The organism is Paenarthrobacter sp. 4246 (genome assembly GCF_040546855.1).
Classification (GTDB): Bacteria; Actinomycetota; Actinomycetes; order Actinomycetales; family Micrococcaceae; genus Arthrobacter.
Map to the genome: position 1 here is coordinate 23490 of NZ_JBEPOP010000015.1, position 15218 is coordinate 38707.

The following is a 15218-nucleotide window of genomic DNA, read 5'->3' on the forward strand; positions in this document are numbered from 1 at the left end:
CGCTGTCGACTCACTTTCTCTCGAACGGGATGGCAAGACTGTTTGGGGTGAAGAATCGTTTTGCCAAAACGACTTGGCAGCAACAGTAAAGGCGAAACTTTGACCGTGTCAAGAGTCACTTTTCGATGGCTCGGCGCTATTGACGAGGGACCGAGGCGATGCCTAGAGTCATCGTTGCTGGCTGACAAACCGTTTTGGCATATTTTGGCAGTACCAGTAGCCCCACACCCCGTTCAAAGGAGAACCGTGAACCCACCACCCACCATCAGCCGAAGGAGCATCCTCCGGATGTTCCCGGCAGCGGCAGTTACGGCCGCCGTCGTCGTGCTTTCCGCCAATCAGGCGACCGCGCAAACCCCGGTCCCGGACCACAACGTAAATCCCGCACCGTCCTCGCCGGGCCACCGGGCAATTATCGGAGTCCTTTAGCCGGATCAGCAGTGCAGCAGACCGTTCAAGCAGTACCCCAACGATGAGGAGAACCAGCTTTGACCACTGTCTACGACGTCACCACCTGGAGCGTGCCAGGGAACCCCGCCGCTACCCCATACAACGACATCGGGCTCATCATGAACAGCATCATCGCTGACATTAAGAGCCAGCAGACCAACCAAGCATCAAAACCCGGCGCAGTGATCTACATTCCGCCAGGAGACTACTCGCTCAAGACCCGTGTCAACGTGGACATCAGTTTCCTGACGATCCGAGGATCAGGACACGGCTTTACGTCCCTGAGCATCCGGTACAACGCCGGCAACACTTCCGGTTGGCATGAGATCAACCCGGGCGGCAGCCGGGTCCGGGTGGAAAACACGGACGGGAACAGCGACGCCTTCCGCGTCTACCGCTCCGGCGATCCGAGGCTGAGCTCCGTTGTGTTCCAGAACTTCTGCTTGGACGGTGTCTCCTTCGGATCCAACGAGAACGACTACATCAACGGCAAGACAGGCATCCGCTTCGACTCCGCCAACGATTCCTGCAGGGTTGAAGGCATGGGCATGGTGTACCTCGAACACGGCCTGGTGGTACGGGATACGGATGCCCTCAGCGTCAGCGGCAACTTCCTGGCTGAGTGTGGATCGTGCATAGAGTTGACGGGATCAGGCCAGGCTTCCAAGGTCACAGACAACCTCATCGGCGCAGGATTCGTGGGTTTCTCCATCTTCGCCGAGGGCCATTGGGGCCTTCTGGTTAGTGGGAACAACGTGTTCCCCCGTGGGAAGAGCAGCGTGCACTTCAAGGACTGCGGCCGATCCTCCATTACGTCCAACCGATTCCACGCCTTCTATCCCGGCATGGTGAATTTTGAGGGGAACTGCACGGAGAACCTGGTGGGAGCCAACCACTTCCTCCGCCAGATGGAGCCATTCGATCCACTCAAGCCCTACAACAACGGCCTGGACGATCTTTATGGCCTGGTCCACATCGCCGGCAGCAACAACACCGTGACGGGAAACCACTTCAGCTACGACGTCCCATCCGGTTCCGTGGTTCCGGCAGGGCAGGCGCCCACCATCGTCCTGGTGGCGTCCGGAAACAACAATTTCATCGCCACCAACAACACGGTTTCGGCCATTCCCGTTCACACGGTGGTCCTGGATGCTTCAACCTCCGGGTCCAAAGTGTTGGACAGCGGGGACAGCAACCAAGTGGTGCGGTACGCGTCCAGCTACTCCTTCAGGCCAACGCCGTAGCGGCCGGCAAGCACTCGTGAGAGGTGGGTCAAAGATGACCAAACGTACCAGAGCCTGGGTGTCGATCGGGACGGCCGTGGCACTCACCGCAGCTTCTTTCGCTGTGACTACCAGTGCCGCCAGGGCCACGGACCCGGATCCAGCCTCGCAACAATACCGGCCCTCGCTTCATTACACCCCGGAGGCCAACTGGATGAATGACCCCAATGGGTTGGTTTACCACAACGGTAAATACCATATGTACTACCAGTACAACCCCAATGGAACGCGTTGGGGGGACATGAGCTGGGGTCACGCCTCCTCCACGGACCTGATCCACTGGGAGGAGCAACCCCTCGCGATTCCGCGGGGAATCAACGGAAACGGCCAGGTGGTCGAAGAAATTTTCTCAGGATCAGTGGTTGTGGACGCCCACAACAGCAGCGGATTCGGGACCCTGCAGAACCCGCCCTTGGTGGCCATATACACGAGCAACTACACGGGGGCCCACCAGCTCTACCCCGGTAAACAGGCGCAATCCCTGGCGTTCAGCCTCGACGACGGTCAAAGCTGGACCAAGTACGGCGGAAACCCGGTCCTCAGCAGGAACACCCCGAGCTTCCGCGACCCCAAGGTCTTCTGGTATAACAATCCATCCGGGGCGGACTATTGGGTGATGGCTGCGGTGGAGGCGGACGAGCATCGGGTTCTCTTTTACAAGAGCAGCGACCTTAAGCAGTGGGAGTACCTGGACGACTTCGGCCCGGCGAATGCTGTCGGCGGGCAGTGGGAGTGTCCTGACCTGTTCCCGCTGGCAGTCGATGGGAACCCCAATAACGTCAAATGGGTCCTGGCTGTGAACATCAACCCGGGTGCCGTGGGTGGCGGAAGCGGCGGACAATACTTCGTGGGGGACTTCAACGGCACAACGTTCACCGCGGAAAACATCGATCCCGCCGGCCAGCTTCCACCCGGCAACGTTGTGGCCGGCTTCAATGGCGGCAACTACGGAGGGTGGAACGTGCAGAACGATCCGTCCAACGGTTCCGGTCCATGGGGGAGTGCCCCGGCGTCGGGAACCATCCATGGACAGCAGCAGGTAACGGGTCACATCGGCGCGGGACTGGTGAACGGTTTCCACGGTGGCGACACTCCAGTCGGCACCATGGAGTCAGCGCCGTTCACCGTGGACAAGGACTACCTCAATTTCCTCGTAGGAGGCGGAAAACATGCCCAGCAGCCCGGACAGCAGTCGGGCAACCAGGCTCCGCCGGGTTACCTGCTTTTTGATGGGTTCGACTACCCAGGAACGCTCTCCCAAGCCGGCTGGCAACTCAGCGGTGACTTCCAGGCGGCACTGAACCCATCGACGTCGGGCGGTGAATTCGCCAACGGGAAAAGAATCAATACCTTCGAAGGCGGCCCCTACCAGGACAACAACGTCGGCACCATCACGTCCCCTGAGTTCTACCTGACCAACAACAACATTGCGTTCCTCTTGGGCGGTGGGGAACGAACCGACGGGCAACTCCAGGTGGAACTGCTGGTGGGCGGCGTGCCGGTCCGCACCACGACGGGAACCAATTCGGGGGACTTGAATTGGAAGAACTGGGACGTTTCCGCCTGGTACGGGCAGATCGCACGCATCAGAATCGTGGATAACGTGACGGGTCCGTGGGGGCATCTGACCCTGGACAACATGGTCCTCGGTTCGGAGCCCGCCAAGGTCCGCAGCAGCGAAACCACCGTGAACCTGATGGTGAACGGCCAGACGGTGCGGAGCGCAACCGGCGCCAACTCCGAGGACCTGGCCTGGAACGCCTGGGACGTCAGCGCCTATAAGGGCAGCCAGGCCACCATCAGGATCGTCGACAACAACCGCGGAGGATGGGGGCACATCCTCGCCGATGAGTTTGTTTCTTCGGACGCATCCCATCTGGAACAGCACGATTGGCTGGATTGGGGCAGGGACTACTACGCCACGGTGTCGTTCAACAATGCGCCCGACGGCAAGCGCATCATGCTGGGCTGGATGAACAACTGGGATTATGGCCAGGACACCCCCACCTCCACCTGGCGGGGAAGCATGGCCCTGCCGCGGGAGGTGGTTCTCACACAGACTCCTGCCGGGCCAAGGCTGCGGCAGCAGGTGGTGTCACAGGCGGACGCGTTGAAGAACACGGCCGCGGCCTACACGGCGCCCGCGCAGGACCTCCAACTGGGAACCGCCGCGCTTCCGATCTCGGGCGACGTGGTGCAGATTGATGCTGAGTTCTCGCCCGGATCCGCGTCCGCGTTCGGTCTGAAAGTGCTCGGAAACGCCAACGAATCAACAAGGATCGGGTACGCAACGGCCACACAGCGGCTCTCCATCGACCGGACCAACTCCGGTAACGAAGGCTTCCATCCCGCCTTCAGTTCAGTCGAGGACGCGAAGGTGGAGTTGATCAATGGCAGGCTCCACCTGCGGGTGTATGTGGACCGGGCATCCGTGGAGGTTTTTGCGCAGGACGGCCTGACAACCCTCACGGACCAGGTCTTCCCCGGCGCGGACGCAGATACCATCTCGATCTTCGCCGAAGGAGGCACGGCCCGGCTCGAAAGCATGACCGTGACGCCGCTCACCCCGGCTATGTGGGGCGGCTGACTCGTCTTGCAACGCACGACGGCGGCTGGTCACCAAGGTGACCAGCCGCCGTCGTGATTCCTGAAGTTAGTCGGCCTTGACCGCAAGGACCGGGCAGTCCGCCTCCAGCAGTATCCGCTGGGAGACGCTGCCCATGATGAGCTTGCCTACGGGGCTGCGGCGGCGAAGGCCGATGACGATCAGGGCGGCGTCGTTTTCGTCGGCGGCGTCCAGGACTTCCGCAGCGGCATCGTGACCTCGGATCGGCTGCTTGATGATGTGCTGGATGCCTTGATCCGCGAGCCGTTCCTCGATGCTCTGGATGTCCGGTTCCTGGGCGTACCGGTTGTCCACCAAGGCGTCTCCCTTGGACGAGTTGATGACCAGGAGGGTGTCATTGCTTTTCTTGGCCTCGGCGATGGCCTGCGTCAGTGCTGCTTCGCCTTCTGGTGTGGGGACGTATCCCACCACGATGGTCATGGTTTCTCCTGCTTCTGGTGGGTCGGGGTGGTTGACTCGGTGGGAGCGGCCGTCTCCGGTTCTACGGGAGTCGTCTGCCCGGACGGTCCTGCGAAGACTGCTGCGGGCCGATTGCGCCGGATGAGCTTGAAGATGAACGGCCACGCCAGGATGATCGCCACGATGATGTAGACCACGATCGCGATGGGTTCGCTGAACAGGCCTGCAGGATCACCGGCGCTCAACTGCAATGTCTTGCGAAGCTGGCCTTCGATGCGCGGACCCAGGATGACACCGAGGATCAGCGGCAGGACCGGAAGTCCGAAGCGCCGCATCATGAAGCCCAGAGCGCCGAGTACCAGCAGGATGACCAGATCGAAGGCCTGCAGGTTGACCGAATAGGCGCCCAAGGTGGCGAAGAACAGGATGCCTGCGTAGAGGTAGGGGCGGGGGAGTTGCAGCAGCTTGGCCCAGACGGGTGCCAGAGGCAGGTTGATGAGCAAGAGCAGGAAGTTGCCGATGAAGAGGCTTGCGATCAGTGCCCACACCAGGGGACCCTGGCTCGAGAAGAGCTGGGGGCCGGGCTGGATGCCATAGGAGGTGAATGCTGCGAGCATGACGGCGGCCGTTGCGTTGGTAGGCAGGCCGAGGGCAAGCATCGGGGTCAGTGTTCCGGCGGCGGCAGCATTGTTGGCGGCCTCGGGCCCGGCGACACCTTCAATGGCGCCCTTGCCGAATTCTTCCGGATGCTTGCTGAGCCGTTTCTCAGTGACATAAGAGAGGAACGTGGGGATCTCGGCGCCACCTGCCGGCAGCGCACCGAACGGGAAGCCAAAGGCCGTGCCACGAAGCCAAGGCTTCCAGGAGCGGCCCCAGTCCTTCTTCCCCATCCAGGGACGGCCCACGGGAATCACATGGAGCGGCGTGCGGCGCAGATGGGCGGCAACCCAGAGGGCTTCACCTACGGCGAAGATCGCCACCGCGACCACCACAATGTCCAGGCCGTCCACCAGCAAGGGCTGGCCGAAGGTCAGGCGGCGTTGACCGGTCACGGAGTCAATGCCCACCAGCCCGATCGCCAGACCGAGTGCCAGTGATGCGAAGCCGCGGAGCCTCGAAGAGCCCAGGACTGCCGTTACTGCCAGCAAGGCGAGGACCATGATCGCGAAGTAGCTGGGGGCGCCCAGACTGACGGCGAACTGCACCACGATGGGCGCGAACACTGCCAGCAGTGCGGTGCCGATAGTGCCGGCGATGAACGAACCGATGGCGGCGGTAGCAAGGGCTTGTGCAGCCCTGCCCGCCTTGGCCATCTTGTTGCCTTCGATGGCCGTCACCACTGACGACGATTCACCTGGTGTGTTCAGGAGGATGGACGTGGTGGAACCGCCGAACATGCCGCCGTAGTAAATGCCGGCGAACATAATGAAAGCGCTGGTGGGCTCCAAAGCGGCGGTCACCGGAAGCAGCAGTGCCACGGTCATGGCCGGGCCCAGCCCGGGAAGAACGCCGACGGCGGTACCCAGGAGCACGCCGATCACGGCGAACAAGAGGTTCATGGGGGTCAGGGCGGTGGCGAAACCGTCCATCAAGGAGGACCAGACGTCCATTAGAGGATTCCTTCCAGGAGCCCGGCAGGCAGCGCGATGCCCAGGCCGAGGTAGAAGCCGTAGAAGGTCAGCACTGACAATGCGACGGATATGAGGCCGTCCCGGATGTAGCGGCGGCTGCCAAGTGCCAGCACGCTGCCCCAGAAGAGGACCGTTCCGGAGATGACCCACCCGGCCCAGTCGATGAGCAGGATGTTCAGGATGAAAGCTCCGGCCAGCGGGAGGACGGTCTTCCAATCGGCGGGGTGTGCCAGGTCAACGTCTTCGCCGCCTTCGGCTTCGCCCTTGCCGCCGCGGAGGACGTTGATGGCGAGCAGGATGGCGCAGATGATCAGCAGCCCGGAAACAATGAACGGAACAGTCTTCGGACCCACGGGGTCCGACTGGGAGTATGGGGTCACCAGGCCGTTCGCGTCCAGGAAGACCAGGACGCCCACCGCGCCGAGCAGGAGGGCTACCCCCAGCTCGGCGCGGCCTTTAAGGCCTGTGGCTGTGGAGCTCACGCCAACCCGAGCTTGGTGAGGACATCCGCAACGCGCTTGTCCTGGTCCGTCAGGAAGGTCTGGAACTCGTCACCGGTGACAAAAGCGTCCGTCCAGCTGTGGGTCTTCAGGGCTTCCTTCCAACCGGCAGATTCGTGCATCTTCTCAAGGGCGGCGATCAAGGACTTCTTGTCGTCCTCGCTGATGCCCGGAGGGGCCACTATGCCGCGCCAGTTGGTGAAGACCAAGTCGATGTTGGACTCCTTCAACGTGGGAGCATCCACGCCCTCCAAACGGTTCTCTCCACTGGTGGCCAGGACGCGGATCTCGCCTGACTTGATCTGCTGCAGGTACTCGCCTGCGCCGGAAGCCGCAAAACCAAGCTTGTTACCGAGGATGGCGGGCAAAAGGTCGCCACCGCCGTCGTACGACACAAAGTTGACCTTGGTAGCGTCGATGCCAACAGCGCCCGCCAACTGCATCGGCAGGAGGTGGTCCGGGCCGCCAGGCGAGGAGCCGCCGCCAACTGAGATGGAAGCCGGGTTGGCCTTCCAAGCCTTCACCAGATCATCAATGGTCTTGTACGGGGAGTCCTTGCCCACCATGATGGCGCCGGGTTCCTCGATCAGCTTTGCCAACGGGGTGGTCTCGGTCAGCTTGGACTCGGACTTGTTGGTGTAGCTGGCTCCCACAACGCCCAGGCCCATGAGCATGGTGAGGTCACCGTTGCCCTTTTCATTGACGATGCGGGCCAAGCCAACTGTTCCGCCGGCGCCGGCAAGGTTGAATACCTCGGTGTTGGTGGAGATCTTCTCGTCGTCCAGTACCTTGGCGGCTGCCCGGGCGGTGGTGTCGTAGCCGCCACCGGGAGTGTTGGGGACCATGATCTGGAGACCGGTGATGGGCCCCGCAGCAGCGCCGGAGCTTTCAGAACCGGTGGACTTACCTGTGGCACCGCAGCCGGTGGCCATCAGTGCGATGCCGGCTGCGACGGCGGCGACTCGCAATGCGCGGATCTGGCGCATGGTGTTCCTCTTCTCATCATTGAAAATTCGAGTGCAGGGCGATGCCCGTTGATTTGATGCTAGGCGCGTACGTGACAGGGATCACTCTTGTGTTCGCAGTGATCTTTAAGTTCATTGCGTTCACGGTTTTTGCCCCTGTTTTGGGCCGTGATGGAGGTCTGGGCCGGTCTTTTTGGCCCCTGCGGTATAGTTCCGATACGCCACGGTGGAAGCTGTTATCCGCCCCCGCCTCACCGGCACCACCAAAGGAACCAACGCAGTGACCCGACTGTCTCGAAGAAGAGGAATGTCCCTGGCAGGGCAATACCTTGTGCTGCAGTTGCTCATTGTCCTGGCCGTTCTTGTGGCGGTGGTGGCCATTTCACTCGCCCAATCGGCCGCTGTTTTCGAACGGACCGAAGGCCGCCGGGCGCTGTCCGCTGCTGAGGCATTGGGCAACAACCCCACCGTGCGCGCTTTGCTGCCTACAGCCGAACCCCGCGCCGGTTCCGCCCTTCCCGCCGTGGCCGAATCCGTGCGCACGGTGTCGGGATCCTCCCACGTGGCCCTCGCCAAGCTGGACGGGACAGTAGTGGCATCGTCCGATCCCAGCTTGGTAGGGCAATCACTGCCCCTCGGTGAAAGCAGGGTCATGGAGGGCCGGGCGTGGACCGGCGTCCTGCCGGCCGGTGGAGGGGCCGTACTTTCCGCCCACGTCCCTGTCCTGGATGATGCCGGAATCATGATCGGCGTAGCCTCCATCAGCAGGAACTACCCCTCCACCATCGAGCGCCTGGGCGATGCCGTGCCTAACCTCCTCACCTACCTGGGTGTTGCCAGCGTGCTGGGTGTTGCCGGATCCCTCCTGTTGTCCCGCCGCGTCAAACGGCAAACCCTGGGCATGGAACCGCGGGAGATCACCGGGCTGGTGGAAAACCGGGAGGCCATGTTGCAGGGCCTGAAGGAAGGGGTGGTCGCGTTGGACCCGCACGAGCGCATCACGGTAGCCAACCAGAGCGCCCGCCAACTCCTTGGACTGCCCCAGGATTGCGTGGGGAAGAAGCTGCGATCCCTGCATGTGGATCCTGCACTGAAAATCGTCCTGACCCGTGAGCAGTCAGACGCTGATCAACTGGTGCTGGTGGGGGAGCGGCTGGTGGTCATGAACCGCGTGGCACTGCGTTCCCATGGACGCGACATCGGCTCCGTCACCACCTTGAGGGACCGGACCGAGTTGTCGTCTTTGGAGAGCGAACTCGGCGCCACCAAGACCGTCACTGACACCCTAAGAGCCCAAGCCCACGAGTTCGCCAATCAACTCCACGTCATTTCCGGCCTGATCCAGATCGGCGAATACGACTCCGTGGTGCAGTTCGTCAACGGCGCCACCGTGGACCGCACCCGGCTCAACGACGACGTCACCAGCCGCATCGAGGACCCTGCGCTCGCAGCCCTGCTGATCGCCAAAGCCAGCTTGGCGACCGAGCGGGGCGTGGAACTTCTGCTTGACCCCCAGTCCGCCCTGCCGCGGGTCCGCGAGGAGCTCTCCAGGGACCTCACCACCGTGGTGGGGAACCTGGTGGACAACGCGTTCGACGCCGTCACTGGCCGCGCCGGGGCTTCGGTCCGCGTGTTGGTGGTCAACTCGCCGGACGGTGTCACGGTTACCGTCCGGGACAACGGACCGGGTGTTCCCTCCGGCTCCGCGGAAGACATCTTTCGTCAGGGCTTTTCCACCAAGGACCCGGGGCCCGGTGATGCGAGGGGATTTGGCTTGGCGCTGTCGCGGGTGATCTGCCGGCGGTCCGGAGGCGACCTCACTGTGTCCAACGACAACGGGGCAGTGTTTACGGCGCAGTTCAGCAAGACCGACTCAGGCATCAGTAAAGGGGCACATCAGCGGTGATCAAGGTTCTGATTGTGGACGACGACTTCATGGTCGCCAAGGTCCACGCCGGCTTCATCCAGCGGACCCCGGGCTTCGAGGTGGTCGGCGTGGCACACACCGGCGCCCAAGCCCTGATTGAAACCCAGCGGCTGCAGCCGGACCTGGTGCTGTTGGACATCCACCTCCCGGACATCAACGGGCTGGAGCTCATGCACCAACTCCGGGACGTTGCCCCGGACCTCGATGTACTGGTGATCAGCGCTGCCCGGGAAGTGGAAACTGTGCGGAAGGCCTTGCGTGGTGGCATAGTCCATTACCTGATCAAGCCATTCTCCCAATCCGATCTGCAGGAACGGCTGGAGCACTATCTCAGTGCCTACCAGGGCTTGGATGCGTCCAAGGTGGAGGCCGAGCAATCAGATGTGAACCGCGTTTTCGGCCTGGGCGTTTCAGAGCGGACCCTGCCCAAGGGCTGCAGCGTGGAGACCCTGGAACTGGTGGAAGCCGCTCTCAAGTCCGCGCAGGGCGACGTGTCCGCGGCGGAGGTCGCCGAGCAACTCGGGACCTCACGCGTCAGTGCCCGCCGTTACCTGGAGTACCTCCACGACGAGGGGGCGCTGGAGGTCAGGCTCAAGTACGGCGTCGGACGTCCTGAAAGGCGATATGTGCTAAAGGGGCGGTGAGATCCGGTCACAAGCCTCAGGCGGCGGGTTTTCCGCAATTTGTTCCACAGGACGGCGCGGTTAGGGCTCTGCGGTGGCATGCATCCGCACCCTTCATTGACAACATTCAGGCATGCTGTCACATATATGACAGTAATTAACAATTTTGTCATGTTAGGTGCGCTTGTCCCATTAACTGTTTCACTAAGGAGCAAACTGGGATTCGATTGACGATGAGACTCTGGCGAAACTGCGGGAGGCTCATAAGTCGGGAGATGAGGCTCTGCAGAGCCTCCTGGCCAACCTCGCCTTCAACAAGTTTGAAACGGCGGATCAGGCCGATCGGATCGCCGCTTCGATGGCCGGGATCAAAGCAGCAGTAGTCGGGCACATTTTTGAAGAGTTCCCGGCAACGTCTCTCGCTGATTTGAAGGAAGCGGCAGACAAGGCCGGCTACGACATCGAAGTCCTCGTCTAGAAATTCCCTACGTGTGCGCTAAGTGAGTTCTCATACAGGCAGTTCGGCGTCCATCTCGGGCAGGACGATGTACTCACGTTTCTGGGTCCAAGTGGTCAGACCATCACTGGTCACTTCATCGATTGCCGCAAAGACAGCCCCACCTTTGGGCAGCGAGACGACTTTGAGTTTTCAGCATCCAGCGGACGGGCTCTGGTAATACCCCGCGGAGTGGGCCACGACTTCGATGGCTTGGAGAACATTTTCACCCTTAACACGTACGAACTCTTCCTGCCGGCGCCGGATGACTGGGTCAGCAGTGACTGGAAGCCGAAGAGTGATGTCATCAACGTACCCTCCGACATTGAACCAAGTGAAGTACCCGCTTTCACACCGAATCCGTTGCCGGCCGGTGACAAGTGGTATCAACTTGTCGCACTCCAGCAAAAAGTGATGATTCCTCTTCTCTCACATGAATACCCCTTGACCAAGGAAATCCAGTTCGACGATGGCCAGTCTCACCGGGTTGCACTGCTCAAGCGCACCACGAAGGAGAAGCGCCCGGATTGGGAACCGATCGAAGGTATCGGTGGCCTGGGCTGGGTCAACCTCCCGTATGTTGCCAGCGGGCCTGAATCCGGTTTCGTGCCTCTTCTTGAGCCCTATCCGCTGTACTTCATCGATCACGGTCAGACTGGCTATACCCACGACGCATTTGGCATCCACATGGGCCAGGAGGATCATTTGCTCTTTGCCGGTAACCCGGACCAGATAGTTTCGTTGGAAGTCATGGATACACGCGACACTTCTCCCACCCAAGGCGCCCGATTCACAATCGAGTTCAACCCAGACCCCACCCGGTACTTGAAAATTCCGGCAGGCGTCGGGCACGCACTGAGCAACCTAGAGAACGTCTATACCTTCAACAGGGCAGCGGTCTACTTGCCGGAGGAAAATGCGAAGAATTACCTTCCGGGCAACGATGTCATCGACTGGCCCCGCTCCAACCCTGAAGTTCCGAAACTGAAGGCGAACACAAGGAAAGCCCCGCCGGAGTTCTACAGGCAGCAAATTTCCGACCAGGTTTTGCTTCAGCAGGCACCACCTATGCACTCCACCCCGGCCATCATGCTGATTGACGGGCCCAACGGGGAGAAAATTCGCGTCGCACTCCGCAAACGAGTCGACACAGTCAGCTAACTACACTCGGTGGCGGGCGAGGAACTGTGCCCGCCACCGACCTGAAAGTCAATAGGAACACTTCATGCTGAGGTTGCTTTCAAACTCTAGATACCGGCCCTTCTTCCTTTCATTTACAGCAGGAAACTTCGCTGAAGGGCTTGTCACCGTCTCGGTTCCCTTCGTGATTCTTGTAGCAACCGGCGATCCGTTCGTTGTGGGTCTGAGCCTGGCCTGCCAAACAGCAGGTGTACTTGCTTTGGCTTTCCCAGGCGCTTCCATCGCCGATCGTTATCCCCGGCAGAAGGTCATATCTGCGGCTTATTTGGCGGCAGCAATTGCCTTGATCGGCATGTTTATTTCCCTGCAGTCCGGGTTCGGGATCTGGGGTCTCGCAGGCTGCCTCTTTCTTTTCGGCGGGTCGACCGCAGTGTACGGACCCGCTTCGGATGCAATGACCCCACGCCTGGTTCACGAGGAAGATTTACATCGCGCCAACTCCATGGATGGTCTGAGCCAGAGAATCGGTCAGGGCATTCTGGGACCCCTTGTTGGAGGTGGGCTGGTCGCTTCCGGGCTTGGAGTCTGGACGTTCTTGGTTTCAGCGACCCTCTGCTTCGCCGGGGCTTTCATCATTTTGAAAGTCCGTCTTCTGGATCGATCCTGGACAGAATCAGGGCTCGAGGATGAAGGCGGAAAGAGCTGGTCTGCCGTCCTCAGGTATTTGCGCACCACACCGCTTTTCCTGGCCCTACTCGCTTGGGTTTCCCTTGTAATCATGCTGCAAGTAGGATCTCGGCCAGTAGCAGGCACGACGTGGGCCGCTGAACTACAGGGCGGCGGCGCGGCCCTATACGGCATGACGCTTTCAATCGGAGCAGTGTCATCAGCTTTAATCGTCATAGCCATTGGGTCACTGCCTATGCCGCGCAAGTACATCGCTGTCATGGTGGCGGCGTGGAGCGTAGGCGCTGGAGTGGTCATTGTGGCTGTTATGGCCCCTCACCCCTGGGGATTTGTCGTGGCCTACGCAGCATCCTCATGCTTCATGGCAGTGGGGAACATCTACTGGTCCACATACTTACAGAGAACGGTGCCCGACGAATACCTAGCCCGGGTTATAAGTATCGACTGGGTAGCCTCGCTCTCACTCACCCCTCTGGGAGCGGTCCTGGCGGGTGCCGTCGTCGGTCTATGGGGCCCAGGAATAGCGCTAATAGGAGTATCGGTCATTCCATTTACAACAGGTGCGCTCATGTTGATGTTCGTCCACCGCTACTCAAAACGTCCTACTCCAGAAACACCTCATATGGACGCAGCAAACCTCTGACGCAACGGAGCAACCCGGCCGCCTGTACTGGATTGGGGGACTGGTAATGCGCCGTTAGTGTCGAACCCTCACTTTCGGCTACTGGCTGCCCCTAGACCCCCACCGTCTTCAAGTAGTTCCGGATGCCATCCACCACCATCTGGTGGTCCTCGTCCGACGACAAGCCGGACACCGTGACGGCCCCGATCACGCCTGCGCCGCGTACTCGGATAGGGAAGGAACCGCCGGCCAGAGTGTAGTCCTCCGGAGCCAGCCACCCACCACCGAGTGGGTTGCGCTCGGCGAATTGTTCACCCAACAACGCCGTGCTGTGCTCGAACCGCAGCACGGATGCGGACTTGCGGCGGATCCACTCTTCCTGGTCGGCCGTGGCGCCGGGCAGCACGCAGCGGAAGAGGACGATGTTGTGCCGGCGTATATCGATCGCGACCCCGAACTCCGAAGCGATGGCATGGTTGGCTATCAGAGACCCGAGCCGCCATGCGTCATGGTGATCGAACGCAGCGAAGACCAGCTCTTCTTCCTGCTGGCGGAGTTCAGCGAGGCGGGGTGAATCAGTCATTGTTCGTACCTTCCACGACGGCATCGGACTCGTAGCTCAGCCCGATCTGCCGGCGGATCTCGTCCATGGCAGCCATGATTGCCACGGTTTCGCTCGGGGGAAGCATGGTTCCAGCGGTCTCGCCTGAACGGATCAGGCGCTCCAGTTCAGCGGCTTGGAACTGCATGCCACGGCTGGTGACAGGCTGGTCATAGCGCTCCACAACGGTGCCATCAACCGCATGAACGGTAAAGGGAACCGGGTTGTACCAGGTGCTTTCGATGTCGATCCAGCCGTCGGTCCCGATGACCATGGCGCGGTTGGCGCTGGCGGCGTCGAGCTCACAGTCCACCAAAGCCTGCTGACCACCGGCGTACTCAAAGATCGCCGCGGTCTGCCGGTCCACGCCCGTGGCGGACATGGAGGCACTGGCCTTAATTGACGCAGGCGTGCCCAGGATGTCGAACGCGAAGGAGATCGGGTAAATGCCCAGGTCCAGCAGCGCTCCGCCGCCCAGAGCGGGATCGTTGAGCCGGTGGGCTGGATCCTGGGGAAGGCTCTGGTTGTGTGTGGCCACTACCTTGCGTACCTCACCAATGGTGCCGGCAGCGATGAGCTCCCGGATCCGGATCATGTGCGGCAGGAACCGGGTCCACATGGCTTCCAAGGCCACAAGCCCCTTGGACTCCGCCAGGTCAACGATCTCCTGGGCCTGGCGGGCATTCATGGTGAACGCCTTCTCCACCAGCACGTGCTTGCCCGCGTTCAACGCCAGGAGAGCATTTGCGTGATGGAAAGGATGTGGCGTGGCGATATACACGACGTCCACCATGGGGTCGGCAACCAGGTCCTCGTAGCTTCCGTGCGCGGTGGCCACGCCGTACTCCTCAGCGAACACCTCACTCGATTCCAAAGAGCGCGAACCCACGGCTTGAACCGTGAATCCGTTCTCGTTCAAATCCTTTGTCTGGAGTCCGGCAATAAATCCTGTGCCGAGGATGCCCCAGCGGATTGTGCCGTCGGAGGTGCCATCGCTGAGAGTCACGTGCTTAGTCCTTGCTGCTGAATGCGGCGTCGAAGGAGGTCTGTGAGGCGGGGAAGTCGAACTTCTTCAGGGCGGCCAGGGCTTCGGGGGCGCCGTGGAGACGGTCCATCCCTGCGTCCTCCCATTCCACGGAGATGGGTCCGTCGTAGCCGATGGCCGTGAGCGCCCGGAAGGACGATTCCCAGGGCACGTCACCGCGTCCGGCGGAGACGAAGTCCCAGCCACGGCGCGGGTCGCCCCAGGGCAGGTGCGAGCCCATCAC

The 15218-nt window shown here is 61.2% G+C and carries 14 protein-coding genes; 7 read left to right on the forward strand and 7 right to left on the reverse strand.

Features of this window, described 5'->3' with window-relative positions:
• Window positions 1-246: 246 nt before the first annotated feature.
• From ABIE35_RS21025 to ABIE35_RS21035, 3 genes are read left to right on the forward strand one after another with little or no spacing between them, the layout of a single operon-like run.
• Window positions 247-429, forward strand: a complete 183-nt coding sequence (locus tag ABIE35_RS21025) for a hypothetical protein (RefSeq protein WP_354517822.1) — start codon at window positions 247-249, stop codon at window positions 427-429.
• 59 nt (window positions 430-488) lie between these two features.
• Window positions 489-1694: a NosD domain-containing protein gene (locus ABIE35_RS21030; RefSeq protein WP_354517823.1), complete on the forward strand. Its 1206-nt coding sequence runs from the start codon at window positions 489-491 to the stop codon at window positions 1692-1694.
• A gap of 34 nt (window positions 1695-1728) precedes the next feature.
• The gene (locus ABIE35_RS21035) at window positions 1729-4320 is read left to right on the forward strand and encodes a GH32 C-terminal domain-containing protein (RefSeq protein WP_354517824.1); all 2592 of its coding nucleotides are present in this window, start codon (window positions 1729-1731) and stop codon (window positions 4318-4320) included.
• A gap of 66 nt (window positions 4321-4386) precedes the next feature.
• Here ABIE35_RS21035 and ABIE35_RS21040 read toward each other — a convergent pair whose 3' ends face one another.
• From ABIE35_RS21040 to ABIE35_RS21055, 4 genes are read right to left on the reverse strand one after another with little or no spacing between them, the layout of a single operon-like run.
• Window positions 4387-4779, reverse strand: coding sequence for a universal stress protein (locus tag ABIE35_RS21040; RefSeq protein ID WP_089593657.1), 393 nt, complete (start codon window positions 4777-4779; stop codon window positions 4387-4389).
• Window positions 4776-6368 carry a tripartite tricarboxylate transporter permease gene (locus tag ABIE35_RS21045; RefSeq protein ID WP_354517825.1) on the reverse strand — a complete coding sequence of 531 codons (1593 nt, stop codon included), beginning with the start codon at window positions 6366-6368 and terminating at the stop codon, window positions 4776-4778. The genes ABIE35_RS21040 and ABIE35_RS21045 overlap by 4 nt, the downstream gene beginning before the upstream one ends.
• Complete coding sequence (locus tag ABIE35_RS21050; protein WP_354517826.1) at window positions 6368-6871, reverse strand: tripartite tricarboxylate transporter TctB family protein; 504 nt, start codon at window positions 6869-6871, stop codon at window positions 6368-6370. The genes ABIE35_RS21045 and ABIE35_RS21050 overlap by 1 nt, the downstream gene beginning before the upstream one ends.
• Entirely contained in the window at window positions 6868-7875 is a 1008-nt protein-coding gene (locus ABIE35_RS21055) for a Bug family tripartite tricarboxylate transporter substrate binding protein (RefSeq protein ID WP_089593660.1), read from the reverse strand. Before ABIE35_RS21055 ends, ABIE35_RS21050 begins: the two co-directional genes overlap by 4 nt.
• A 286-nt stretch (window positions 7876-8161) precedes the next feature.
• Between ABIE35_RS21055 and ABIE35_RS21060 the strand changes: the two genes are divergently transcribed.
• The 4 genes from ABIE35_RS21060 (at window position 8162) to ABIE35_RS21075 (ending at window position 13370) form a co-directional block, all read left to right on the forward strand.
• On the forward strand, window positions 8162-9760 hold the full coding sequence (locus ABIE35_RS21060) for a sensor histidine kinase (RefSeq protein WP_354517827.1): 1599 nt from the start codon (window positions 8162-8164) through the stop codon (window positions 9758-9760).
• On the forward strand, window positions 9757-10425 hold the full coding sequence (locus ABIE35_RS21065; protein ID WP_354517828.1) for a response regulator: 669 nt from the start codon (window positions 9757-9759) through the stop codon (window positions 10423-10425). The genes ABIE35_RS21060 and ABIE35_RS21065 overlap by 4 nt, the downstream gene beginning before the upstream one ends.
• Before the next feature lie 559 nt (window positions 10426-10984).
• Window positions 10985-12061 (forward strand): dTDP-4-dehydrorhamnose 3,5-epimerase family protein, encoded by a 1077-nt coding sequence (locus tag ABIE35_RS21070; protein ID WP_502921408.1) that lies wholly within the window; start codon window positions 10985-10987, stop codon window positions 12059-12061.
• A gap of 64 nt (window positions 12062-12125) precedes the next feature.
• Window positions 12126-13370 carry an MFS transporter gene (locus tag ABIE35_RS21075; protein WP_354517829.1) on the forward strand — a complete coding sequence of 415 codons (1245 nt, stop codon included), beginning with the start codon at window positions 12126-12128 and terminating at the stop codon, window positions 13368-13370.
• 91 nt (window positions 13371-13461) lie between these two features.
• On the opposite strand, the gene ABIE35_RS21080 is transcribed toward ABIE35_RS21075, so the two are convergent.
• The 3 genes from ABIE35_RS21080 to ABIE35_RS21090 all read right to left on the reverse strand — a co-directional run.
• A complete protein-coding gene (locus ABIE35_RS21080; protein WP_354517830.1) occupies window positions 13462-13932 on the reverse strand; it encodes a heme-degrading domain-containing protein in 471 nt (156 codons plus the stop codon).
• Window positions 13925-14956, reverse strand: a complete 1032-nt coding sequence (locus tag ABIE35_RS21085) for a Gfo/Idh/MocA family protein (protein WP_354517831.1) — start codon at window positions 14954-14956, stop codon at window positions 13925-13927. Before ABIE35_RS21085 ends, ABIE35_RS21080 begins: the two co-directional genes overlap by 8 nt.
• Before the next feature lie 4 nt (window positions 14957-14960).
• On the reverse strand, window positions 14961-15218 hold a 258-nt coding region (locus ABIE35_RS21090), incomplete at its 5' end, for a sugar phosphate isomerase/epimerase family protein (protein ID WP_354513820.1).